The organism is Peribacillus frigoritolerans, assembly GCF_030676415.1.
Classification (GTDB): domain Bacteria; phylum Bacillota; class Bacilli; order Bacillales; family DSM-1321; genus Peribacillus; species Peribacillus frigoritolerans_A.
This window is the reverse complement of record NZ_JAUUTW010000002.1, coordinates 120,244-145,572: the sequence shown is the minus strand read 5'-3', so window position 1 is coordinate 145,572 and position 25,329 is coordinate 120,244. Positions and strand designations below refer to the sequence as shown.

The window sequence follows — 25,329 nt, the reverse complement described above, 5'->3', positions numbered from 1 at the left end:
TTCGAGGATGGCTAGCCATCCTCTATTTAAATCGTTAACTTTTCAGGCCACAGCCGCCAATTAGAAGGCGGTGAACATCTGGCGCAAGGTCGGGGAGCGAATACTTTTGCTCATTCATGACCCAAGTCGTCACTGTTTCGTCAATCGTTCCAAAAATCATCTGCCTTGCAAGTAAATTATTTAAATCAGGCAGGAATTCGCCGTTCTCTTTTCCTTCTATAAGGATCTGATCGATTAAATTTAAATACCCTCTTAACACATCATTAATTCTTAGGCGCAATTCTTTATTCGACTGTCTTAATTCCAACTGAGTGACAATTGCTAAATTCACGTCTTCTGAAAGGTTTTGAAAATGTTTTTGGATGAGCACATGCAGTTTATCCGAAGCAGTGGTCTTTCCTTTTAGTTCTTCTTCGATCTGTTCCACAAAATAGCCCATCTTTTCATGAAATAATGATATTAAGATATCTTCTTTATTTTTAAAATAAAGATATATGGTGCCATCCGCTACACCTGCCTGCTTGGCGATTTTGGATACTTGGGCTTGATAGTAACCATTTTGGGCAATGACGATAACGGCCGCATCAATAATTTGATTATACTTTGGTCTGTTGCTTTTCACTGGATGTCCCCTTTCAGAAAATGAATGAACCATCATTCATATTTCTATCATAAAATGACGACCCTTTACTGTCAAGCAAAAACTTCTAGGAGTCCTGTCATTCCACTTCTGTTCATTGTACAGCCCCCATCCATAGCTTGTCCAGTCGTTCTGCAAAACACGGAGCTCTCTTCCGCTGCTCCGTTAAAGGGGGGGGCTTGTTTAAGCTTCTTTTCTTTCCTCGGATACTTTTTTCTGTTCTTCCTCGATAAGAACTCTTCTCAGGATCTTTCCTATCGTCGTTTTAGGAAGTTCATCCCTGAATTCATAGCTGCGCGGCACCTTATAGGAAGCCAGGTTCTTTCTGGCAAATTCATCCAATTCCTCTTCAGTGGCCCTGGCATTTTTTTTCAGTACGACATAGGCCTTGACGGTCTCACCTCGATATGGGTCAGGGATACCTGCCACAACTACTTCCTGTATAGCCTCATGCTCGTATAGCACCTCTTCCACTTCACGTGGATATATATTGAAACCGCCTGCAATGATTGTATCCTTTTTCCTCTCGACGACATAAAAGAACCCCCGCTCATCCATGTAACCCAGATCGCCAGTAAGCAGCCAGCCATTTTTAAAGGTTTTTTCCGTTTCATCCGGACGGTTCCAATATCCTTGCATTACCTGTGGTCCTTTTATGGCAATCTCGCCTATTTCATTCGGAGGAAGCTCTTCAAAGGTTTCCAGGGACAGGATTACCGAGTCGGTATCTGGCCATGGCAGTCCAACGCTTCCTTTTACACGCGGCTGATCCCAAATGAAATTGGCATGGGTTACCGGTGAGGTTTCAGAAAGTCCATAGCCTTCAACAAGCTTCCCGCCAGTAATTTTCTCAAACTGCTCTTGTACCTCTAAGGGCAATGATGCAGAACCGCTTATACAGGCATTGATGGAAGAAAGGTCATATTTAGCGATATCCGGATGGTTCAAGAGGCCGATATACATCGTTGGCGCTCCTGGAAACATGGTCGGTTTCTGTTTTTGGATGGTTTTAAGTGTCGCTTCCACATCAAACTTTGGCATGATGATCATCGTGTTCCCTTCCATGACGGAAAGAACCAAGACTGTAGTCATACCGTACACATGGAAGAAAGGCAGAATCGCAAGGATCCTTTCCTCACCGCGCTTATTTTTATAAAGCCAGGCATTGCACATTTTCGTATTTGCCAGCAAGTTCTTATGGGTAAGCATGACCCCTTTTGGAAAGCCTGTTGTCCCACCTGTATATTGCAAAAGGGCAAGGTCATTATCCACATCGACCGGCACAGTGACCTCTTCAGTGATCTTTCGTTTCATGATTTCGGAGAATAAATGATGATTCCCTTCATGCTCCACATTGATGACAATGCCGTATTGCTTTTTTTGAATAAAAGGATAGATAAGATTTTTCGGGAAAGGTAAATATTCCTTGATAGCGGTTACAATTATATGTTCTATATCCGTTCTTGATGCCACTGCAGTAACACGGGGAAATAAAATATCCATCGCTAAAATAATTTTCGCTCCGGAATCTTTCATTTGATATTCCAATTCACGTTCAGTATAGGTTGGGTTCGTTTGAACCACGACTCCGCCTGCCATCAATATCCCAAAAAAGCTTATGACACCCTGAGGGCAGTTAGGAAGCATGACGGCAACGCGTTCACCTTTTTGAAGACCGATACTTTTTAAATAGGCTGCAAACTTTAAAGCAGATTCATGCACTTCCCGGAAAGTTAATTCTTTTCCCTGGAAATGAATCGATACTTTATCAGGGAATTCTTCGGCTGATTCCTTCAAAAAAGAATAAAGAGGTTTATCTTCGTACGACAAAACAGCGGGTATCTGTTCCGGATAAATAGCTTGCCATGGCTTATTGCTCATTTGCCCCCTCCTTCTGAATATTCTCAATACTCTTAATCATTATAATACAATCGGCATTTTCTTACAATTGCCGAATTTCAGATATAAAGACCTTATGAAGATAAGCAAGACAGTATATATGCCCTATACCAAGCACCAGGGAATATTGGATGAAACACTTAAAAAGGGAATCAAAAAAAGGAGTGGTTCTACTCCTTAGTTTTAATTCTATACCAATACTTATATTTTTCTTCAAATCCCAATTTTCCGTACAAGCTTAGAGCAGGCGCGTTCGTTTCTATCACCTGAAGATACGCATTTTTTGCTCCATTTTCTTTACCCCAATGCAATAGATTACGAATGAGTATTGCACCATTTCCTTGGTTTCGAAAGGTTTCATGAGTAATGATATTGTACAGGCCTATGTATTCGTCTTCCAAAACACCCAGTCCACTTGCTGTCGCGGTTCCACCCTCATCAGTCAACAACATAAAGCATGTTTTTGGAATGATATTCCTTAACATCTTTTTCAGGATGGTTTGATCATGATCATTGATATTACTTAGTAGGCAGAAATCGTGAAACCAGTCATCATGTAAATGATCATACTTTATGACATGGGTTTCATTCGGTGATTCTATTTCTGCCAAATTCAATACTTGGACACTTGTTGTTCCCTCAAGGACATACCCAGACTCTTCCAGTACACTATCCAAGTTGATAGGCTTTGCCTGTGGAGTCATTTTGTACACTGCCTTATCATTCCTTGCAAAATATAATTGTTCACAATTCAATATTTTCTTTTTCACATTTTCATTCGATAAATAGATGGGGGTGATAGAATTCGCCCGTTTCGTATATCCATCCGCAAATCGGATAACCCATCCGTCATAGATTTGCGTTTGCATGGCCGGTAAAGCATTCAGCGATAATTCTTCAATCTTTTGTATCAATTTGGACTGATCCATAATCCTCTCCTTTTCCGAAAAGTCTATTTGGCCATTATTATTATACATACCCCCCACTCTTTTTAATAGAAATCAAATAAAAGAAGCGGCACAATGGCCGCTTCAATTGAAGAATGTCATATAAATGATTCCTAACAGAAAAAAGATTCCGCAACAAACAATTAAGACTTTTGCAAGTTTCTCCACAGCTTACTCCCTTTCATGAAGGGCATTAAGAAATTCCAGCGCCGATGACGAAAGATAATGCGATTGATATGATCATCGATAGGAATCCCACTGCCCGATTATCTTTTTGTATCTCTTCATCTATTTTAAATCCAGGAGTCATAAATTCAAAAATGAAATAACCGATCAACAGCAGGACAAATCCGTATACGCCCCAGCCAATCATGGTAAGAAGCGAATTCTGATGGAGAATGGACTGTTGGAATACATAGGCGATCCCAAATATTTTACCACCTGTTGCCAACGCGACAGAAAGGTTTCCCTGTTTGATTTCCTCCCAGTTCTTGTACTTTGTGACAAGTTCAAAAATGGCTAAAAAAACAATCATGCACAGAATAACGACACTGTAACGAGCAGCTATATATACATATTCATTTTCCCACATGTTCTCCATGGTCCAACTCCCGAATGGTAACTAGCCACCCGGCTTGGCTGAATAGCCGGAGTGACCACTTTCCTTTATTTAAATTCCACCACCGTAACACCTGTTCCGCCTTCACCGGCTTCACCGAAGCGAATCCTTTTGACAGAGCGGTGATTTTTCAAGTATTCCTGGACCCCGGACCGAAGAGCACCCGTTCCTTTACCATGAATGATGGAGACACTCGAATAACCGGCCAAAAGAGCATCATCAATGTACTTCTCCACTCTTGATATTGCATTTTCAAAGCGTTCTCCACGGAGGTCAAGTTCGACGCTAACGTGATAATCGCGGCCTTTGATCGTGGTAAGCGGCTTTGTTTCTTTTACTTTTGTGGCTTTGATGAATTCCAGGTCAGACTCCTTCACCTTCATTTTCATGATGCCGATCTGAACCTGCCATTCATTATTTGAGACCTTCTCAATCAAGTGTCCTTTTTGACCAAAGCTTACGACCTTTACTTCATCTCCAGGTTTCAAACTTTTATCCAGCGGCCTTGCAGCAGCTTTATTTGATGTTTTTTTCACTTTAGGAGCTGCTTCTTCAAGCCGTTTTTTGGCATCGATCAGTTCATGTTCTTTAACATCGGCGTGCTTTTCAAGTCGCAGTTTACGTAAGTCGGCAATAATCGCTTCCGCTTCCTTTTGTGCATTTTCAACGATTGCCGCTGCCTCTTTTGCTGCCTTTTCGACCATCGCGTCCCGTTCTTCATGATATTCACCAATTTGCCTTTGAAGGTCTTTATGAAGAATTTCCGCCTGTTTCAGGTGATTCTTGGCTTCCAGCTCCTCTTCTTCGGCCTTCTTGCGGCTGTCTTCAAGGGACGCTATCATATTCTCCACTTTATTCGTATCCTCACCAATATGGCTGCGGGCGTTGCTTATCACGCTTTCTTCCAAACCAAGGCGCTTGGAAATTTCAAACGCATTACTCCGCCCTGGTACACCAATCAACAGTTTATAGGTGGGACTCAAGGATTCAACATTAAATTCAACGCTTGCATTAATGACGCCTTCCCGATCATATCCATAAGCTTTTAATTCCGGGTAATGTGTCGTTGCAATCACACGTGCTCCGCGCTTATACACTTCATCCAAAATGGAAATGGCCAAAGCGGCACCTTCCTGTGGGTCAGTTCCCGCTCCAAGCTCATCGAATAAAACAAGGCTGTCATAATCGACATGCTTAAGGATATCGACAATATTGACCATATGCGAAGAGAATGTACTTAAGCTTTGTTCAATCGACTGTTCATCGCCAATATCGGCATAAACAGAGGAAAACACAGCCGTTTCAGAACCATCCAGCGCAGGGATTTGCAGACCTGACTGGGCCATTAACGTACAGAGGCCAATCGTTTTCAGGGTAACGGTCTTACCACCTGTATTCGGACCGGTGATGACGATTGTCGTAAATTCATCACCAAGAAAAATGTCATTGGCCACGACAACATCACTCGGAATGAGCGGGTGTTTCGCTTTGAATAATTTAACGCGTCCCTCATTATTCAGAATCGGCTTGGATCCTTTTATCGATTTTGCATACTTTGCCTTGGCTACAAGGAAATCGATTTGTGCAAGAACTTTGACATTATGAAGCAATTCAGGCGTGAACGCACCGACTTTTTCCGATAGTTCGACCAATATCCGTTCTATTTCCTGTGTTTCCTTCACTCGGGTTTCCTGCAGGACATTATTCAGTTGAACGATTGCTTGCGGTTCAATGAACAACGTCTGCCCTGATGAGGATTGATCATGAATGATCCCGCCATACACACTGCGGTATTCCTGTTTTACCGGGATGACGAATCGGTCATTCCGGATGGTGATGATGGCATCGGATAACATTGTTGATGCATTGGAAGAACGGATCATGCTTTCTAGTTTTTCCCGGACCCGGCTTTCGTTCGTCCGAATCTGGTTTCTTAGGGAACGAAGCTTGTCGCTGGCAGAATCCATCACTTCGCCATGTTCGCTTATTGCATAGGTAATTTCCTGCTGCAAATCAATCAATGGATGAAGGGAATCGATATATTCGGCTAAAAGCGGAACATCAATTTCCTGTTCTGCGAGTTCTTCGAAGAAACGGCTGAGGATCCTGCCGGCACGAATCGTACTCGCAAGTTCCATCAATTCCATCGGTGAGAGCATTCCGCCAATCTGTGCCCTTTTTGCATGTGGTCGGATATCAAAAATCCCGCCCAATGGCAAATTACCTTTCAACCGGACGATTTTGGCTGACTCATCTGTTTCTTCCTGCCATCTCGACACCTCTTCAAAATCCGTGGAAGGCATCAATTGCTCTGCCTTCTCTTTTCCTATGGATGAGGAAGCGTGTGAAATTAATTGTTCTTTTATTTTATGAAATTCCAATGTCTTTAAAGCTTTATTATGCATGGAGTTAAGGCTCCTCCTTATTTATGGGCAAATAGTTAATCATTTCTCTTTAAAAACGCTAATAATCCATCCGTGTCCCTTGCATTTAGAACCGTTGCTTCTTTAATCCAGCCCTTTTTGGCCGACGAGACCCCAACAGGCATATGTTCAAGCATGTCGATGCTGTGGGCATCCGTATTGATTACGATTGGAACGCCTGCTTCCTGTGCTTTGCGCAGATGGGGAGGTGCCAAATCCAATCGGTTTGGATTCGCATTCAATTCCAAGGCAGTATTCGTTTCACGGGCCAGTTCGATCAGCATCTCTATATCAACATCATATCCGGTGCGTCTGCCGATGATCCTTCCCGTTGGATGTGCGATGATATCGACATGAGGATTATTCAGAGCCGTTTTTAAGCGCTCCATGATCGTTTCCCGAGGCTGTGAAAAGCTTGAGTGAATCGATGCGATCACCAAATCCATCTCAGCAAGCAGCTCATCGTCATAATCAAGTGTCCCATCAGGAAGTATGTCCATTTCAATCCCTGAAAGAACGGTAAAGTCAGCGTATTTTTCATTTAGTTCATGGATGATCCGTTTTTGTTCACGTAAACGTTCCACGGTCAAGCCGTTCGCCACTTTCAGATATTGCGAATGATCGGTGATGGCCATATATCGATAACCTTTTGCACGGCATGCTTCAATCATTTCTTCAATCGTATGAGCTCCATCACTCCATGTGGTATGCATATGCAGGTCACCTTTAATGGCCTCTAAAGATATGAGAGGTTCATTAGCATCATAATGCTCCACTTCGGTTCCGTCTTCACGTATTTCTGGCGGAATGAAAGGAAGACCAAAATGATTATAAAATTGTTCTTCTGTTTCAAACGTCAATACATCACCAGTTTCAGCCACTTCCACCCCATATTCGCTGATTTTCTCTCCGCGATCTTTAGCAAGCTGGCGCATCCGCACATTGTGATCCTTCGAACCTGTAAAATGATGGAGTGTCGTGATGAATTCCTTATCCTTCACGATTCGGAAATCGACAGAAATATCATATTCATAATCAAGCACGACCGATACCTTTGTATCACCGGCCGCAATCACCTGCTTTATCCCCGTTAATGCAAGCAGTTGATCCTTAACTTCTTCGGGATGATCTGTCGAGATGATGAAATCGAGGTCCTTGATGGTCTCCCTCATACGCCGGATGCTGCCGGCCCTGGAAGAACGGATGATGTATTCCATGTTAGCAAGGGCCGTTTCAATATCATCCGCAATCGGCCTCATGAAGGCAAGGGGCAGTCGATCGGGCCTTGAACCCGCCTCGGCAATTGCAGACAGGATCTTCTCTTCCGTTTTTTTGCCGAAACCGGCAAGCGCCGCGACCCTGCCTTCTTCACAGGCGATTTTAAGATCATTTACATCATTGACATGCAGCTCTTTATGAAGCTTGGCAATTTTCTTCCCGCCCAAACCTTGAAGCTGCAAGAGTGGAATCAATCCTTTTGGCACCTGCTCCTGAAGCTCTTCAAGTACAGTCGATTTCCCCTCATTTATATACTCTTCGATGACGGATGCCGTTCCTTTCCCGATTCCATTTAAAGCGGTAAAGTCTTCGATGGCCGACAGGCTCCGGTCATCCGTTTCCAAGGCGCCCGCTGCCTTCCGGAAAGCTGAAACCTTGAACGGGTTCTCTCCTTTTAGTTCCATATATATTGCAATTTTTTCTAATAGTTTAATGATATCTTTTTTATTAATTGTCATTTAATTCACCGCCGAAAAAATTAGTAGGGTGTCCCCTGTTCACTTTCTTAAAGATACCTTTCTTGGAGGTAAAGTACAAGCAGTCCGATTCTTAACTTTCGAATCAAATAGGGGGAAGTTACAGGCTGCTACATAAAAAGGGGCCTCCCCCGTTCAAAGTATAGGAATTCAGGACTTTGAGAAAGGGAGGCAGGCCCTCTTATACTGACATTAAGATTGTTTTACATCATGAAACCAAAGTTCCTTCACTTGCTCGGAAAGGAACGGCGTATGTTTCACGATCGATTCTGCCAAAAATGAGCCCGTTAATGGTTTCTGGATGGAATCCATTGGCAGCATGGCAGCTATATATAATATAATAAACATGATAAGATAGACTTCGAGAAAACCCAATATCCCTCCACCCCAGCGATTCAGCTGCTTTAATATCGGAAGATGGGTAATGAAATTGAGCATGGATCCTATCATTTGCCAAAGAATCTTGGCAGCAAAGAAAATGATTGCAAAGGCAATTGCATTGTAATACGCCGTATCAAGGCCGACTGTATCGAAAAACATATTAAGGGTCGACGAATCACCCATCGTTGGGAATGGAATCCACAACTTTAAATTGGGAGCAAGATCTCCGTAAAATACATAGGCGACGATGAAGGCTACAATGAACCCTGTCATATGAACCGTTTGTAAAATGAAGCCACGCTTTAAACCGATTAATAAACCGATTAAAAGAATGGCCAGAATTGCTAAATCAAGCATGTACTCAGTCCTTCTCTCTCTTTAATTCCAGTTGAAGCTGGTCTAGTTCATCTTTTAATTTAATATATTCGTGGATGGTATTCACGGCCGTTAGCACCGCTAGCTTGCTTGTATCCAAATATGGATTTTTCATCCTGATCTCTCTCATTTTTTCGTCAACCATCGAAGCGACCAGGCGCATATGACTTGCGCTTTCTGTGCCGACGATTGTATATGGTTGTCCGTATATATCAACTGTTGTTTTATTTCGTTTATCGTCTGACAAAATGATGCCCCCAATCTAAACAATCCTAATTCTATCATATCATGAAGTTTTTCGTCATGAAAGAGAGTACAACGTCATTTCTTGCATTAAAATTTCAATAATTTGTCAAACGAAAGCGGATTTAGGAAGAAGATTACCTAATAAACAAAATGAAGTTAGGAGCTAACCCATTATGTCCCATGTTGTTTTACTTATCAGTCCTGAACAAATAAAGGCGATGAAGTCCCATTATTCTTCATCCTTGGCCGCCAAGCTTCCGCCGGGGAGCATCTTTTCCGCCAAACCGCCGCTATGTACGGTGACGGCCTATAAATCCGGGAAGGTCCTTTTTCAAGGTAAGAATGCAGAACTAGAAGCGGGAAAATGGCAAAAAGGTACCACTGCTGCGGCTCCAAAGAAAAAAACGGCATCATCTGCATCAGTCAAGGTCCATCGATATTCGCCGCCTGCAAATATCGGAACCATGTCAGTGATTGGTTCCGATGAAGTCGGAACAGGAGACTATTTCGGCCCGATCACCGTCGTAGCCGTATATGCAAAAAAGGAGCAACTCGCCCTATTGAAGGAGCTTGGTGTCCAGGATTCCAAAAATCTGAAAGATCCACAGATCATCGAAATTGCCAAACAGATTAAGGATGTAGTACCATTCAGCCTGCTCACATGCGACAACCCAAAATATAATACGCTGCAGGCAAAGGGAATGTCACAAGGAAAAATGAAGGCACTCCTCCATAACCAAGCAATTAAGCACCTCATGCAAAAAATCCAGCCGGAACAAGCGGAGGCGGTCCTTATTGATCAATTCGCTCAACCAGAGGTATTTTTCAATTACCTAAAAGGCCAAGAACTATTCCAAGCTAATGCCACCTATCTATGCACAAAAGCGGAAGGCATTCACCTTGGAGTAGCAGCCGCATCCATCCTGGCCAGATATGCATTCGTCAAACGCTTTGACTCACTGAGTGAAAAAGCTGGATTCAAAATCCCAAAAGGTGCCGGATTTGCAGTCGATGAAGCCGCCGCAAGATTGATTCATGAAAAAGGAATCGATTCATTACACGAATTCACGAAAACCCACTTCGCCAACACAGAAAAAGCGAAGCGACTTTATCAACAGAAATATCATAAATAGAAGAAAGCGGCTGATCTTCCGGAACAGCCGCCTTTTTCTCGTGAGTTTACGCGGTTTATACGTGAGTTCGCGCGGTTTACTCGTGAGTTTGCGCGATTTACTCGTGAGTTTGCTCCATTTACTCGTGAGTTTGCGCGGTTTACTCGTGAGTTTGCTCCATTTACTCGTGAGTTTGCGCGGTTTACTCGTGAGTTCGTGCGGTTTACTCGTGAGTTTGCTCCATTTACTCGTGAGTTTACGCGGTTTACTCGTGAGTTCGTGCGGTTTACTCGTGAGTTTGCTCCATTTACTCGTGAGTTCGTACGGTTTACTCGTGAGTTTGCGCGGTTTACTCGTAAATTCTAAAAAGACAGCTCCCCATGATTCAGGGAGCTGTCTTTTGGGTTTATCCTCTTAGCTCTGCGCCAGCTTTTTCTTTAACGGCTTCAAGCACTTTATCATGTGCTTTTGTAATGTCCTCGTCCGTTAGAGTACGTTCCGGGTCGAAGTATTTCAGTGAGTAGGCAATGGATTTCTTGCCTTCCTCCATTCTTTCACCTTCGTATAGGTCGAAGATGCTTACTTCTTTCAGCAGTTTGCTACCGGCTTCTTCAATAATATCCTGAATGTCCCCGGCTTTCGTAGCTTGATCCACAACGAGCGCGATATCGCGTGTGGTTGATGGATAGCGCGGAATGGTTTGGTACGCAATCGGCGCAACTTCTGCTTCGGCCAATGCTTTTAAGGAAAGTTCGAAAATGTATGTTTCTTTAATATCCAAGTCTTTTTGGACAGTTGGGTGCACTTGGCCGATAAAGCCGATTACTTCACCATTCAATAGTACTTCCGCTGTCCGTCCTGGATGCATGTCGTTGATTTCCGCTTGGCGATAGCTGATTTGATCAGCTAATCCAAGTGTGTCGAATAACGCTTCGATCACGCCTTTGGCTACAAAGAAATCCACTGGTTTCTTTTCACCTTGCCATAGATGTGACTCCCATAGGCCGGTGATTGCTCCAGCAATATGTTCTTTTTCTTCAGGCAGTTCTTGTTCGTCACGCTTAAAGAATACCGAACCGATTTCATACAGTGCCAGTGAATCAATTTGGCGGGCATTGTTATATTTCACGACTTCCAGCAATTGAGGCACGATGCTTAAACGCAGCTGGCTCCGTTCTTCACTCATTGGCATTGCTAATCGTATGGATTCTCTTGCTTCCAATGCGAATTGGGACGCTTTTTCCTGGCTAGTCAGTGAATAGGTCACCGCCTGATAAAGGCCTGCGCCTTCAAGTGTACGGCGTGCCTTCCGCCGTTTAATTTGATAGTCAGTCAATTGGCCTGGGGTAGCAGAACCGATCGGCAGTGTAGCGGGAATGTTATCATATCCATATAAACGTGCAGCTTCTTCGACTAAATCAGCTTCAATCGTAATATCACCACGGCGCGTCGGGACTGTGATTGTGAATGTTTCATTGTCAAGCTCAACGCCGAATTGCAGACGTTTGAAGATCGATTCCACAACTGATACGGTCATGCTTGTTCCAAGAAGTGTGTTGATTTTTTCAAGAGTGATGCTAATGACCGCAGGTTCCATTGTCAATTCGTCAACTTCTGCTGCTCCTTGTAAGACTGTTCCGCCTGCATATTGTGCAATCAATTGTGCAGCACGTTCCCCAGCTTCACGTACACGGGCCGGGTCGACACCTTTTTCAAAGCGGGCACTGGCTTCACTGCGCAATCCATGGTCCTTTGAAGCTTTACGAACTACAGTACCTGCAAAATATGCACTTTCAATAATGATGTTTGTCGTATCATTTTTGACTTCGGAATCCGCTCCGCCCATCACACCAGCTATCGCTACAGGCTCGCTGCCATTTGTTATCACTAAATGGTCAGCTGTCAAAGTGCGTTCCGCTTCATCCAATGTTACGATTTTTTCAGCATCCTTCGCTCTGCGGATGACGATTTCCTTTGAACCAAAGCGGTCATAGTCAAAGGCATGGAGCGGTTGGCCGTATTCAAGTAAAATGTAGTTCGTGATATCCACCACATTATTATGAGGTCGGATACCTGCAGACATCAACCTAGTCTGCATCCAAAGCGGTGAGGGTCCGACCTTAACATCCTTGATGATTTTAGCCATGTATATCGGGTTATCTTCTTTCGCTTCAACTTTGACACTGATATAATCAGTTGCCTTTTCAGCAGCCTCTTCTTTCCCGACAACCGGCCATTTCACTTCCCGGCCTAGAATGGCTCCCACTTCGTATGCAACACCAAGCATGCTCAATGCGTCGGAACGGTTTGGAGTTAAGCCAAGTTCCAGCACTTCATCACTTAAACCAAGTTCCTCCAATGCATCTTTCCCTACTTCCACATCATTAGGGAAGACGAAGATACCTGTAGCATAATCCTTGGAAACTAGCTTGGATTCGAAGCCCAATTCTTGAAGCGAGCAAATCATCCCGTGCGATTCCTCTCCGCGAAGTTTCGCTTTCTTGATTTTGAAATTACCTGGAAGGACTGCGCCAACAGTAGCTACTGCGACTTTTTGGCCTTTATCGACATTCGGTGCTCCACAGATGATCTGAACGGGATTTTCGGCCCCGATATCAACTTGGCATTTATTCAATTTATCCGCATTTGGATGCTGTTCACGTTCAATGACATGCCCGATGACGACCCCTTTTAGCCCTTCACTTTTCTTTTCTACCCCTTCAACCTCAATGCCGCTTTTCGTGATTTTGTCAGCTAGCTCCGTCGCATTGATGCCTGAAAGGTCAACATAATCTTGTAACCATTTATATGACACAAACATGGTAGGTCCTCCTTTTTAAAATAAAAATTTATGCTTCGTGATGATTGAATTGTTTTAAGAATCGAACATCATTCGTATAGAAATGACGGATATCGTCCACACCGTATTTCAACATGGCAATCCGTTCCACGCCGATTCCAAATGCGAATCCAGAGTATTTCTTGGAATCAAAGCCAGCCATTTCAAGGACGTTCGGATGAACGATCCCGCCGCCAAGCACTTCGATCCAGCCTGTTTGTTTACATACGCTGCAGCCTTTACCACCACAGATTTTACAAGAAATATCCACTTCGACGGAAGGCTCCGTAAATGGGAAGAAACTTGGACGAAGACGGATTTCACGGTCTTGCCCGAATACTTTTTTCGCAAATACGTCTAACGTTCCTTTCAGGTCGCTCATGCTGATGTTCTCACCGATGACCAAGCCCTCAATTTGCTGGAATTGATGGGAGTGTGTGGCATCATCGTTATCACGGCGATATACTTTTCCTGGGCAAATGATTTTAACAGGACCTTGACCTTTATGTTTTTCCATCGTTCTGGCTTGAACAGGTGAAGTGTGCGTACGCATCAGGATTTCATCCGTGATGTAGAAGGAATCCTGCATATCACGTGCCGGATGGCTTTTTGGCAAGTTAAGTGCCTCGAAGTTGTAATAGTCGCTTTCGACTTCAGGACCTTCCGCAACGGTATAACCCATACCGATGAATAAGTCTTCGATTTCTTCCACGACACGTGTTAATGGGTGTAGATTCCCTTTGTTAACCGGACGTCCAGGAAGTGTGACGTCAATCGTTTCAGTTGCTAGCTTTGCATTGACTGCCGCAGTTTCAAGTGCTTTTTGTTTCTCCTCGATCTTTGTTGCGATCGCTTCCCGTACATCATTGGCTAGTGCCCCGATTTTCGGGCGTTCTTCGGCAGATAATTTACCCATGCCGCGCAATACCTCAGTGATTGGCCCTTTTTTCCCTAAATATGCAACACGGACTTCATTCAGTTCTTTTAATTCGGAAGCGGCGGCAACTTTTTGCAACGCTTCTTCCTGCAGTTCTAGTAAACGTTCCTGCATCATGTCTTCCTCCTTTATTTTCCTTTTGTAAAAATGAACACAAAAAAACCCCAATCCCTAAAGGGACGAGGTTTATGTATCGCGGTACCACCCTTATTAGTGCACAAACAAAAAAACTTCTGCACTCACTTCATTAAAAATAACGGCTCTTCACCGGAACATTTTTCGGACATCCTGTCTTCCCAATGCCAACTCGAAAGGTGAATTCCCTTAAGCAGTGCCATAAAAATGCTTTCAGTCAAGGCATTTTTTCCCTGGATATGGTTAACTTAAGCTACTACTCTTTGTCATCGTTGTTTTCATTATAAAATTCTGTTTTATTATATTATAATTCTTCGGCCGTTTCAAATCGATTTTCGTAAATAGTACATTAAAATCCCGGCAGCGATCCCCACATTCAATGATTCGCTTTTTCCGTAGATGGGAATATAAAGGTTTTTAGTCGTTTTCTCCAGTAATTCCTTCGATACTCCTTGGCCTTCATTACCGACCAGCAGGGCAAATCGGGAAGACTTTTCCACTTCTTCAAATGGCGATGCGCCTTCTAATGCCGTGCCATAAACCGGTGTGCCGCTTTGCTTCAGCTCATCGATGATTTCCGAAAGGTTCCCTTTAATGACAGGCATATGGAAGAGGCTCCCTTGCGTCGAACGGACCACTTTGGGGTTATACAAGTCAGCACACCCTTCGCCAAGTATGACCGCATCGATTCCAGCTGCATCCGCTGTCCTGATCATCGTTCCAATATTCCCCGGATCTTGTACGGCATCGATCAACAATAGTTTATCCGGATTGATGGACGCCATGCTCGTTGATTTCTGTTCACAAACCGCAGCAATTCCCTGCGGGGCTTCGGTATCACAAATCGCCTTCATAATATCATTTTTCACATAAATGAGTTCTGTGCCTTCCACCTTAAAATGGGCAGGCATTTCAGTTTCTTCATTGATGATCACTTCCAAGACGATTTCTTCTTTTAAGGCTTCTTCAACTAGGTGAAAACCCTCGACTAAATATTTACCTGTTTTATCTCGTTCTTTTTTCGTCAAAAGTTTTTTCCATTGCTTAACTTGCGGGTTTTTTACGGATTCGATATATTTCAAGGGTAAACGCTCCTTTAACTTCACACTGATTTTCCTATTATAACGCAATTCACATACATATTGCATGCGAGTTTGTGAAATGCTATTAATGTCAGTCATTATGTGTTAGAGGAGGAATAATTATGAATTTAAACTTACGTAATGCGATCATCCAAAATGTATCTGGAAATTCGCAAGAGCAGCTGGAAGACACGATTGTCGATGCCATTCAAAATGGCGAGGAAAAAATGCTTCCTGGATTGGGAGTATTATTCGAGGTCATCTGGCAAAATTCATCTGAGCAGGAAAAACAGGAAATGATCACTGCCCTCGAAGCAGGATTAAAAAAATAACAGCCTTCAAAGGCTGTTATTTTTTTAATTTCGCTTCGCCAGCCTTCCGTTCTTCGATGGAGACTTCTTCATCAAGCAGCAAGATGAATTTTTTTGCGCTCACTTCTTCAAGCATCGCTTTTGTCTCAGCAAAAGAGTAGCCGTATTTCGTGAAAAAGCTGCGTAAATCTCCAGATCCTTCATCTGTGAAGTAGTGGAAGATTTTTAAAAAAAGAGTGTCCTCCTTATCCTGATTGGCGATGATCAGTATATCCGTATGTTCATTTCCAAGCTGCACATGATTTTTTATATCAGCTGCTACCGTCATTTGGGTGCCAGATACGCCTTTAGCTTTTAAGTCTTGAATTGCAGCAAGTAGTTCCGGATTAGAGTCAAAAACACCATATACGTTTTTTTCCATGTTTCTCCCCCTCCTTGTTACTTTACTTAAAATAAAATTCCTTTGTCATTATACCTTGCAGCTTTAACAATAAACAAGCAAATAGTCTATGGAGAATTCCTAACTAATGAACGAGGGAACCCTTTACCTATAGGGATTCAGATGAAAATTATCTACAGTTTTTTTAAGGGTTTGTACAATATGAACGTTGCCTCCAGGCACTCGCTTTCCGCCTGCGGGGTCTCCGTCGGCGTGCTTTCCCCGCAGGAGTCTCGCACACCCGTTCCAACACCTTTGTTTTGAAATTTAGATTGAACCCCCTTTTGTCTACAAACTGAAATAACAGCCTTGTGCAGGCTGTTATTTTGCGTATTATAGATTGTCGGTATTAATTCGATTTTTGATGTATTCATCCTTCAATCCTACATCTTGCTGCCCGCTGGCATTCGGGCTGAAGGTCCGATCCAGTGATCCTTGAGCATCCAGGGCTTTGTCAGTATTAAATTTTTCTGTGGAGTTCCCCTTGATTTCCCTTTCTTGAGCTCGCTTCGTATCCAGCTCTTCATTTTCAAAGATGTTGGCAGAATTTCCGTGAAGCTCTTCGCTTCTTCCTGGCTGTGCTTCCACTTCCCTTGTTTGATAGGCATTCGCTGTTGTTTCAGGAAAAAGGTTCGGGTCCGGATTGTTCACCACCCCTGTTTTAAGCGGATTCTCTGCAGGTAGCTCGTCCGTATCCTGCAGGCCATTTGAATTTAAGCCTTCTCGTGCCGATACGGTTTCCGCTTCGTCTAAAAGAATCAGGAATTTTCCGGCCTCCACTTCATTTATATAAGCGGTGGCTTCACTATCGGCAAGCCCTAAGTCACCTAGACGGTTCCTTATATCTTCAGAACCCTCGTTCAGGAAAAAGTGTTTCATCTTATCAATGAAGGAACCCTCGTTCGAGTTAGTAACGACGTCTACATCCGGATCCCGCTTTTGATTGACGAAACCCAAATCTTCTTCCTTATCAGCCATTACCGTTATTTCCCCTTCATGGACGCCCTTTTCCTTGAGGGATTGTACAGCCTGGATTAGTTCTCTTTCCGTACTAAAAACACCATATAATGTTTTTCCCATGCATCTTCCTCCTCTTATTATTCCGATATTTCTTCTTATGTGTATTTATACCCTGATGGGTGCTAATTAAACAAAAAATGGTCCATTCAAAGGTTCGCCTCCCCTAGATTCAACCTTTAATCAGTCTTTAAAATCAAAAAGAAACCTGCAGTTTTTAAAACTGCAGGCCATTTCCTTCACTCTTAGAAGCGGTCGGTTCTACGTTCAGCTGCCTTTTTCTCATTTACGATAGATTCATCTGTACTATCAAGCTGGATATCTTCCTTTTTAAGAGTATCCTGAACTTGTTCCGTTTCTTGTACAGCATGTTTCTTGATGACAATTTCATCTGTGACAACCGGTTTTTTCGAAACTTGTAATTTTTCTTCAACGACGGGGATCCGTAATGTTTCTCCATCTTCAATGCTTCCAGTTTCCAGATTCGCTTCACGTCCTGAAACTGATCTATGCTCGACGGTCACTTCTTCGTGTTCAACAGGGACATTAATCGATTTATGTTGTTCATTGACTTCTTTGTTAATGACGACTTCTCCAGTCTGAACTCTTTCTTTGTCAATGTTCAGCTGTTCTTCCCGAAGTGTAAGCGTCCTTTCATCCTCTGGCAATTCACGGCCTTGGCCGTTGACTCCATAAACATCTTCTAATGCATCGGTTTTTTCAGTGCCATTATATAGTTGGTTGGTGGAGTTTGTATCAAGCCTTGTACCGGCAGTATCCATTTTTCCGGTCGTGAATTGATCTCTTGACGTTCCAAGATGGCCTTCACCTTCTTCAACCAGAACCAGGACTTTTCCATTTTCTACATCAAAGACATGTTCAGCCGCATCACTATTCGAAAGACCTGCATTCGCCAATCTTGTTGAAAGGTCTGCCGTATCTTCCGGCATGAAGAAACGTGCCACCTTGTCCATAAATGATTCGTCATTAGGAACATTCGTCATTGTATGAACATCCGTTTCGTGTTGATGATTCGTGAAATCCAACGTTTCTTCCTTGTCTGCGACGACCGTAATATCGTCCCCTTCAAAACCCTTTGCCTTAAGTGCGTTAATTGCTTGGATCACTTCTGCATTTGATTCATATACTCCATATACTGTTTTATTCATTTTACATTCCTCCTTAGGTTTTGTTGTTTCGTTTAGTGGATGCTATATATAAACACTACCCGCCATGTTCCTAAATAAACGAGGAATCCATATTTCATTTTTGTTATATTATTTACAATTCGTTCTCAGTACAGAACGCTATTTCAATTGAAATCCAGGTTTTACAAGGGTTTCCCCATTTACAAAAATGTAATGTTTAACCAAATAATACTATTTCATTTTTCTTCAAATACTTTTTGTAATCTTTTTTCTTCTATTATAATGCCACAGCCTTTATTAGCAGGTCCGCTATATGCACCGCTTTCGTACATTCCCCCAAGTTTTCCCTCTCGATCCCCAATTGCATTTGCAAGAGACAGCCAGGGTTTGCCGTGACAACGATATCAGCCTGTGTCGATTTCGTGTGCTCCATTTTAGAGTCGAGAATATTCATGGACATCTCTGATTCAACAATATTATAAATCCCAGCGGAGCCGCAGCATCGATCGGCATCCTTCATTTCCCTGAAATCGATTCCTTCTATCGATTGAAGGAGAATTCGCGGTGCCAAGGAGGTGTTCATCACATTCCGTAAGTGACAGGAATCCTGAAAAGTTACGGATTGAGCTGGCAGTTTCAGGCGAACTTTTTCTTGAAAACGCAAATCAACAAGAATCTGGCTGATATCTTTCATCTTATTTTTAAATGCGATTGCACGGTCGTGCCATTCCCGTTCACCTTGGAGCAAATGGTCATAATCTATGAGAAAAGCTCCACAGCCGCCGGCATTCGTAATGATATAATCAACGTCCTCCGCTTCAAAAGCTTCTATATTACGCTTGGCGAGTTGCTTTGCACCTGCTTTTTCACCACTGTGCCCATGCAGCGCCCCGCAACATGCCTGGGATTTCGGAATCACGATTGCACATCCGGCCAGCTGAAGAAGCTTTAGTGTGGCCTTGTTCGTTTCCAAAAACATCGTATCCATCAAGCAGCCGGAAAAGAAAGCCACCTTTTTGAGCGGCGTTCCGATTGCAGGCAGATCGGTTGGCCTATTTTTCATTTCTGATTTTTTCGGGACTTTCGGCAGCACTTTTTCCATGGTTGCCAAATTATCCGGAAGCAGGTTGAGGACTCCCGTTTTACGGGCCATGTATTGCAGGCCTGATCTCTGATAGAAGCCGAGCAAACTTGTCATGGCCTGCATTCGCTCCTGGTGCGGGAATAATCCACTAAAAACGGCCTTGCGAATTGTTCTTACAGGGTAACTGTGCTTTTTATTCTGATGGATGATATCCCTTGCTTCTTCAAGTAGATGTCCATATTTCACACCTGAAGGACACACAGGCTCACAAGCCCTGCAGCCGAGGCAAAGACTCAACGAACGTTCTACATCCTCATCGGGCTCAATCACACCATCCGCCACCGCTTTCATTAGGGCAATCCGGCCCCTTGGTGAATGGGATTCCTTCAGCCCCGATTCTATGTATGTCGGGCAGTGGGGTAAGCAAAAGCCGCAGCGCATACAATTCAACAATTCATCTTCATTCATTTTTTCCGCGAATTGCATGGCTATGGTTTCCCTTTCCTGAACTGTCGTCATGAAGAAACCACCACCCTTTTCCTGGTTTCCTTGGCAAATACTTTGCCGGGATTCATGATGTTATTGGGATCGAAAGCTTGTTTAATCGCTCTCATGGCATCCATCCCTTCTTTCTTCAGCTTCCATTCAAGATAAGGGGCCTTCATCGCTCCTACACCATGTTCACCGGTAATCGTCCCGCCAAGTTCGATAGCTACGGCAAAAATGTCGGCAAAAGCGAGCTCCACCCTCTCCATTTCCTCATGATCACGAGCGTCGGTAATGCAAGTTGGATGCAAGTTCCCATCCCCAGCATGACCGAAAGTGCAAATGTCCACGTTATGCTTGTCAGCGATCTCATTAATCGCTCTAACCATTTTGGCAATTTCCGACCGGGGAACGGTGGCATCTTCCAAAATCGTCGTCGGCTTGAGACGTGCCAATGCGGAAAGGGCTGTCCGTCTTGCCGTTTTCAAGGCGACAGCGGCAGATTCCGTTTCGGCAATTTCCACGGAAACCGCCTTTTCCTCTAGACAGATATCGGCCATCCTTTTCATATCACGTTCCACCACTTCAGGCGGACCATCCTGTTCAATCAGCAGGACGGCTTCCACATTGGTGGGCATACCGATTTTCGCGAAATCCTCTACCACGATCAACGTCGGCCGATCCAGAAATTCCAATGTAACAGGAATGATTTTATTTGAAATGATCTTGGCCACTGACTGGGCTGCAGCATCCAGATCTTGATATAAGGCAAGCATCGTCTTTGTCGTTTCCGGCATTGGGATCAGCTTTAAGGTCGCTTCCGTAACGATGCCCAAGGTCCCTTCCGAGCCGACAAAAAGTTTCGTTAAATCATATCCAGCTACATCTTTGGCAAGCTTGCCCCCTGTTCGAATGATGTCCCCATTCGGAAGGACCACTTCAAGACCGATGACATAATCACGGGTGACTCCGTACTTTAATCCTCGCAGTCCACCAGAGTTCTCATTAATGTTGCCGCCAATCGTGGAGATTTTCATCGAACTTGGATCCGGCGGATAAAACACCCCCTTCTCCTCAACTGCTGAAATCAAGTCCAATGTGATGAGCCCAGGCTGGACAGTCGCCGTTAAGTTCTCCTCATCTATTTCAAGCAATGAATTCATTCGATTGAATAAAAGGACAAGCCCCCCCTCTGTCGGGCAGGTGCCTCCGCTTAAATTCGTCCCAGACCCGCGTGGAACGATCGGAACATTGTATTCGTTGCAAACTTTGACGATGGCTGCGACCTCAGCTGTGCAGCCCGGTTTAATGACAGCATCCGGCATCGCTTGAAACCCTGGCGTTGCATCATATGAATAGACTAGACATTCCACTTTCGAGTCATCGTAATTCCCCTGACCGACGATGGTAAGAAGTAGCTGCTTAACCTGCTTTGTTAACATGTACATCCTCCTCATATAAACATAGGAAATTCGAGATTTTTTATATGATTTAAGTATAAGAAATAAAACACTCAACCTTCTATGTATGAACATATAGAATTTAGAGCATTCCATAGAATTAATTTGTATGTTTATCCAATACACTTAATGCTAGATACATAGTGACTAAATCGGCTAGCTTCCTAGGGTTCAGCCGGGCCAAATCTTCTATGCGCTTTAGCCTGTAATGGAGGGTATTGATATGGATATGCAGGGCTGCGGCGGTCTCCTTCAAAGATAGGTCACATGCAAAATACATGGAAAGGGTTTTAAGCAGCTCCTCATTAGGTAGCAGCTCTTGAATCGTCCGGGATAAATATTCCTGTCTTGTTTCAGCGGAAACTTCATCAAGCAGGACCTCAAGCTTCAAGTCCTCGTCAAAGATAATCCCCGATGAAGGAACCGCGATTTTCAAGGAACGTTCCGCTTTAAAAAACGCTGACCTGAAAGCGGATCCTGATGCACGCGGACTAACTCCTTCACACACTTTATAACCCGAACTCTCTTCCAGCTTTTTTTGCAGTTCACTTAATTTCTTTAATTGCTGGATTTTTGAACCGATGAAATCGGCCATTGAAAGAATGACGAATTGGTTCCTCCCCCAACGGACTGCAATGTCATTGGGATGCTGCTGTCTTATGTATACCTGAAGCGTTCTCCACACATGAGGTTCAATGATTTCCTCAGTCTTAAATTCACCAAGGGTGATGATCCGGTCTGCATGAACATCGACCCCAAGCAACTTGGCCTTCTGAAGGAAGAGCTCATTGAACGTCTGCAGCTGATGCCATTCAAATACAAAGAATTCCATCAGACGTGATTGGGATTCTGCTTGTTCGATATGATAGCTTTCCTGAATGAACATCTCCGTCATCTTTTTTAATAGTTCCGCATAGGGGGAAACATGTTTGGGGTCGCCTGTGATACCAATGACACAAACGGCTTCCTGGTTGAAGAAAATAGGCAGGTTTATTCCTGCCTTCACTCCTTTCCAACTTCGTTCATCCTGTTTATTGATGATCAATTTCTCACGATTGTTGAAAGCGTGGATGGCTCCTTCATGAAATGATCCAATACGGCTGCTATCGGTGCTCGCGATAATCGTGCCAGCATGATCAATAATGATGATTTCCTCATCAATCAGTTTTCGAACCTCACGAACCAATTTTCCTGCTACAGCTGCCAATTGCATGATTTGTCCTCCTTTTTTTGAATGAGCTTGAAAAATATTTCGAGGCTCCCCTATGAAAAGGGAGCCTCATTCTACTTATGGAATCATCCAGGAAAGGACGCCATTTTGCAAGATGGTAATCACACAAACAAGCAGCAATAAGAATAAGCTATGTTTGAGCGTGAATCTCAATAATTCCGATTCCCTGCCCGCCAATCCAACGGCGGCACAAGCAATCGCTATCGATTGTGGTGAAATCATCTTTCCGGTGACCCCTCCGGAAGAGTTCGCCGCTAGTGCCAAGACCGGTTCCATCCCCACTTTAAGAGCGGTCACTTTCTGCAGACTGCCAAATAAGAGGTTGGCTGATGTATCCGATCCGGTAATGAAAACACCAAGCCAGCCGAGAACCGGTGCGAAGAACGGAAATAAATCACCCGATTTTGCAAGGGTCATCCCTAATGTTGTCGACATGCCTGAAGCATTCGTTACATAGGCAAAAGCCACCACGGTAGAAATCATCAAGATTGGTTTTGCCAACTCTTTCATCGCTTCAACAAAGGTGCTATAAAAGTCTTTTGCAGACATGTGTGCGATGAACTTCGTTACGATGGCAGCCAGTAAAATGGCAGTCCCGGCTGCACCGAGCAGTTCTATTTTATAGAAAGCCGCAATCGGTAATCCATTGCTTCCGATTATCTCATTATGCAGACCAGGGACTTCGATTTGGAAGGTTAATAGTTTCCCGATTTCATTGATTCCGCCAAGCAACACATTATTGCCTTCATAATGTCCGGAGAGTGCCGGCTTTATTGGATTCATCCCCCATATTGTTATGAAAAGCGTTAAGAGAAGGAATGGTGACCAAGCATGGAATATCTGCCATTTCGTGTATTTTGTTTCCGCTTCGGCTGTATATAAAGGTTCGACAGCTGCTGCCGTTTCCTCGGATGCAAAGCGAAAGATCGTTTTAGGTTTCCAGAATTTAAGGAAGATCGCCAATGCAAATAGTGACACTAACGCGGAAAGGATGTCCGGTAATTCGGGCCCAAGAAAATTTGAACTTAAGTACTGTGTGATGGCAAAGGAAAATCCGGAAACCAAAATTGCCGGCAAGACTTCAAGCGACCTTTTCCACCCAGTCATTATTAAAATCAAATAAAGCGGAATGAAAACCGAAAGGAATGGCAATTGGCGGCCTACCATTTTTGAAATCTCCATGGCGGCTATGCCAGTAGGGCCTTCCATGGCGATGATCGGGATTCCAACCGCCCCGAATGCTACCGGAGCGGTATTCGCGATCAAACAAATCCCGGCTGCATATAGCGGGTTAAATCCGAGACCCACCAAAAGAGCGGCTGAAATGGCGACCGGTGCTCCAAATCCCGCGGCACCTTCTAAAAAGGCCCCGAAAGAAAATGCCACCAATAATGCCTGAAGGCGGCGGTCTTCCGTAAGCGAAAGCACCGAAGAACGAATAATATTGAATTGTCCGCTTTTAACAGTCATTTTGTACAAAAAGACGGAAGTGATGATTATCCATCCGATTGGGAGCAGCCCATATACGGCTCCTTGTGAAGCAGACATCACTGCTTTTCCTGCAGGCATTCCATAGATCAAAACAGCCACTGCAAGAGCTACAAGCAACGTGGTTATACCTGCAATGTAACCCTTCATACGTTTGATGGTAAGTGCCCAGAAAAAGTAAAGAATGGGAATGAGTGCGGCAAGAGATGATAAAACTAAATGATCGGTGATCGGCGTAAAGTTTTGTGTCCATGTCATACATTTCGACTCCATTTCCTATAAATTTTTAAAAAATTCAGAAATCAATCGCTAATTGAAACCCCTTACATATTCAAATATTCAAAGTCATCAGATGACTTGATGAGTACTCATTAAAATTAAATGATTGAAAATATAAAATCAAGATTTTTTTTTATTTCTTGTTGATTTTTTGACCTTCTGGAAGTGTCAAAGATCATTTGTGTTATATAATATTAACCAGAGAAACTCATAGAAAATAGAGGTGCTACTACTTGGTATATAAAAAAATAAAGCCGAAAAAAATTTATGAAGAAGTCAGCGATGAACTTTATGAAATGATTCGGTCAGGCAGCCTGAAACCAGGTGAACAATTGGATTCCATTCAGCAGCTTGCGGAAAACTTCCAAGTCGGGCGCCCGGCCATCCGCGAAGCATTAAGTGCATTGAGTTCAATGGGTCTTATTGAAATAAAACAAGGTGAAGGGACATTCGTCAAAACCTTCGACCCCACCATCATGAACCATCCCTTGTCTGCCGCCCTTTTGATGGATCAAGACAATATCAAACATTTACTGGAAGTTCGAAAAATACTAGAGTCCGGTACGGCAGAAGTGGCAGCGAAGAAGAGAACGGAAGAAAACCTTATCGAACTCAAGGAAAGGCTTTTTGATATGGAAAAGGTATCAGATGATGAAGAGCTAAGTGATAAAGCGGATATCGCCTTCCATGTTGCAGTGGCAAACGCATCACAAAATGAGCTGCTGATTACATTGATGAACCACGTTTCAGAATTAATGACGGAAAAGATGCGTGATATCCGTCGGATTGCGCTTTATTCCGAAGAGATGACACTTAAGCAGCTTTACCAGCAGCATGTCAGGATTTATGATGCAATAATGGCACAGGATGAAGACGGAGCCCGCAGTGCCATGCTGTTTCACCTTCAAAGCGTCGAGGAATCACTGGACCGGGTCATCCAAAAAAATCAGCAAAAGCATAGTTGACCTTCCTTTAAATTTCAAAAATACCCTATACA

21 protein-coding genes, 1 pseudogene and 1 other annotated feature are annotated in these 25,329 nt (G+C 43.6%); of the genes and pseudogenes, 3 read left to right on the top strand and 19 right to left on the bottom strand.

Going from position 1 to position 25,329, the window contains the following annotated elements; genetic code table 11:
• Nucleotides 1-34: 34 nt before the first annotated feature.
• The 8 genes from Q8G36_RS02660 to zapA form a co-directional block, all read right to left on the bottom strand.
• The gene (locus Q8G36_RS02660; RefSeq protein ID WP_305158861.1) at nucleotides 35-622 is read right to left on the bottom strand and encodes a TetR/AcrR family transcriptional regulator; all 588 of its coding nucleotides are present in this window, start codon (nucleotides 620-622) and stop codon (nucleotides 35-37) included.
• Between the two features lie 201 nt (nucleotides 623-823).
• Nucleotides 824-2,521, bottom strand: coding sequence for a long-chain-fatty-acid--CoA ligase (locus Q8G36_RS02655; RefSeq protein WP_305158859.1), 1,698 nt, complete (start codon nucleotides 2,519-2,521; stop codon nucleotides 824-826).
• A gap of 188 nt (nucleotides 2,522-2,709) precedes the next feature.
• A complete protein-coding gene (locus Q8G36_RS02650; RefSeq protein WP_305158857.1) occupies nucleotides 2,710-3,468 on the bottom strand; it encodes a GNAT family N-acetyltransferase in 759 nt (252 codons plus the stop codon).
• Nucleotides 3,469-3,679: 211 nt separating this feature from the next.
• Nucleotides 3,680-4,087, bottom strand: coding sequence for a DUF350 domain-containing protein (locus Q8G36_RS02645; RefSeq protein WP_034309012.1), 408 nt, complete (start codon nucleotides 4,085-4,087; stop codon nucleotides 3,680-3,682).
• Nucleotides 4,088-4,152: 65 nt separating this feature from the next.
• Nucleotides 4,153-6,510 carry an endonuclease MutS2 gene (locus Q8G36_RS02640; RefSeq protein WP_305158853.1) on the bottom strand — a complete coding sequence of 786 codons (2,358 nt, stop codon included), beginning with the start codon at nucleotides 6,508-6,510 and terminating at the stop codon, nucleotides 4,153-4,155.
• Between the two features lie 35 nt (nucleotides 6,511-6,545).
• Nucleotides 6,546-8,264: a DNA polymerase/3'-5' exonuclease PolX gene (polX, locus tag Q8G36_RS02635; protein ID WP_305158851.1), complete on the bottom strand. Its 1,719-nt coding sequence runs from the start codon at nucleotides 8,262-8,264 to the stop codon at nucleotides 6,546-6,548.
• A gap of 210 nt (nucleotides 8,265-8,474) precedes the next feature.
• A complete protein-coding gene (locus Q8G36_RS02630) occupies nucleotides 8,475-9,020 on the bottom strand; it encodes a CvpA family protein (RefSeq protein WP_048678970.1) in 546 nt (181 codons plus the stop codon).
• Nucleotides 9,021-9,024: 4 nt separating this feature from the next.
• The gene (gene zapA, locus Q8G36_RS02625; RefSeq protein ID WP_048678967.1) at nucleotides 9,025-9,285 is read right to left on the bottom strand and encodes a cell division protein ZapA; all 261 of its coding nucleotides are present in this window, start codon (nucleotides 9,283-9,285) and stop codon (nucleotides 9,025-9,027) included.
• Nucleotides 9,286-9,457: 172 nt separating this feature from the next.
• Between zapA and rnhC the strand changes: the two genes are divergently transcribed.
• The gene (gene rnhC / locus Q8G36_RS02620; protein ID WP_305158847.1) at nucleotides 9,458-10,417 is read left to right on the top strand and encodes a ribonuclease HIII; all 960 of its coding nucleotides are present in this window, start codon (nucleotides 9,458-9,460) and stop codon (nucleotides 10,415-10,417) included.
• Here rnhC and Q8G36_RS29120 read toward each other — a convergent pair.
• The 4 genes and pseudogenes from Q8G36_RS29120 to Q8G36_RS02600 form a co-directional block, all read right to left on the bottom strand.
• Nucleotides 10,408-10,587 (bottom strand): annotated as a pseudogene (locus tag Q8G36_RS29120) (hypothetical protein); the annotation flags it as partial. The gene rnhC and the pseudogene Q8G36_RS29120 overlap by 10 nt on opposite strands.
• A 215-nt stretch (nucleotides 10,588-10,802) precedes the next feature.
• Nucleotides 10,803-13,217, bottom strand: a complete 2,415-nt coding sequence (gene pheT, locus Q8G36_RS02610; protein ID WP_305158843.1) for a phenylalanine--tRNA ligase subunit beta — start codon at nucleotides 13,215-13,217, stop codon at nucleotides 10,803-10,805.
• 28 nt (nucleotides 13,218-13,245) lie between these two features.
• Nucleotides 13,246-14,286: a phenylalanine--tRNA ligase subunit alpha gene (gene pheS / locus Q8G36_RS02605; protein ID WP_305158841.1), complete on the bottom strand. Its 1,041-nt coding sequence runs from the start codon at nucleotides 14,284-14,286 to the stop codon at nucleotides 13,246-13,248.
• 58 nt (nucleotides 14,287-14,344) lie between these two features.
• Nucleotides 14,345-14,586: a binding site (T-box leader), on the bottom strand.
• A 44-nt stretch (nucleotides 14,587-14,630) separates the two neighbouring features.
• Nucleotides 14,631-15,389, bottom strand: coding sequence for a TrmH family RNA methyltransferase (locus tag Q8G36_RS02600; RefSeq protein WP_305158840.1), 759 nt, complete (start codon nucleotides 15,387-15,389; stop codon nucleotides 14,631-14,633).
• A 122-nt stretch (nucleotides 15,390-15,511) separates the two neighbouring features.
• Between Q8G36_RS02600 and sspI the strand changes: the two genes are divergently transcribed.
• The gene (sspI, locus tag Q8G36_RS02595; protein WP_057911488.1) at nucleotides 15,512-15,721 is read left to right on the top strand and encodes a small acid-soluble spore protein SspI; all 210 of its coding nucleotides are present in this window, start codon (nucleotides 15,512-15,514) and stop codon (nucleotides 15,719-15,721) included.
• Between the two features lie 16 nt (nucleotides 15,722-15,737).
• Here sspI and Q8G36_RS02590 read toward each other — a convergent pair whose 3' ends face one another.
• From Q8G36_RS02590 to Q8G36_RS02560, 7 genes are all read right to left on the bottom strand, one after another.
• Nucleotides 15,738-16,121 (bottom strand): general stress protein, encoded by a 384-nt coding sequence (locus tag Q8G36_RS02590; protein ID WP_305158838.1) that lies wholly within the window; start codon nucleotides 16,119-16,121, stop codon nucleotides 15,738-15,740.
• Nucleotides 16,122-16,472: 351 nt separating this feature from the next.
• Complete coding sequence (locus tag Q8G36_RS02585; RefSeq protein ID WP_305158836.1) at nucleotides 16,473-17,219, bottom strand: general stress protein; 747 nt, start codon at nucleotides 17,217-17,219, stop codon at nucleotides 16,473-16,475.
• A gap of 182 nt (nucleotides 17,220-17,401) precedes the next feature.
• A complete protein-coding gene (locus Q8G36_RS02580) occupies nucleotides 17,402-18,325 on the bottom strand; it encodes a YsnF/AvaK domain-containing protein (protein ID WP_305158835.1) in 924 nt (307 codons plus the stop codon).
• Between the two features lie 256 nt (nucleotides 18,326-18,581).
• Nucleotides 18,582-19,907 carry a (Fe-S)-binding protein gene (locus Q8G36_RS02575; protein ID WP_305158834.1) on the bottom strand — a complete coding sequence of 442 codons (1,326 nt, stop codon included), beginning with the start codon at nucleotides 19,905-19,907 and terminating at the stop codon, nucleotides 18,582-18,584.
• Nucleotides 19,904-21,316, bottom strand: a complete 1,413-nt coding sequence (gene glcD, locus Q8G36_RS02570; RefSeq protein WP_305158832.1) for a glycolate oxidase subunit GlcD — start codon at nucleotides 21,314-21,316, stop codon at nucleotides 19,904-19,906. The genes Q8G36_RS02575 and glcD overlap by 4 nt, the downstream gene beginning before the upstream one ends.
• Before the next feature lie 118 nt (nucleotides 21,317-21,434).
• Nucleotides 21,435-22,547 carry a PucR family transcriptional regulator gene (locus Q8G36_RS02565; protein WP_305158830.1) on the bottom strand — a complete coding sequence of 371 codons (1,113 nt, stop codon included), beginning with the start codon at nucleotides 22,545-22,547 and terminating at the stop codon, nucleotides 21,435-21,437.
• Between the two features lie 75 nt (nucleotides 22,548-22,622).
• A complete protein-coding gene (locus Q8G36_RS02560) occupies nucleotides 22,623-24,311 on the bottom strand; it encodes an L-lactate permease (protein ID WP_305158829.1) in 1,689 nt (562 codons plus the stop codon).
• A gap of 254 nt (nucleotides 24,312-24,565) precedes the next feature.
• On the opposite strand from Q8G36_RS02560, the gene Q8G36_RS02555 reads away from it, so the two are divergent.
• Nucleotides 24,566-25,297 carry a FadR/GntR family transcriptional regulator gene (locus Q8G36_RS02555; RefSeq protein ID WP_305158827.1) on the top strand — a complete coding sequence of 244 codons (732 nt, stop codon included), beginning with the start codon at nucleotides 24,566-24,568 and terminating at the stop codon, nucleotides 25,295-25,297.
• The last annotated feature ends 32 nt before the right edge of the window (nucleotides 25,298-25,329 follow it).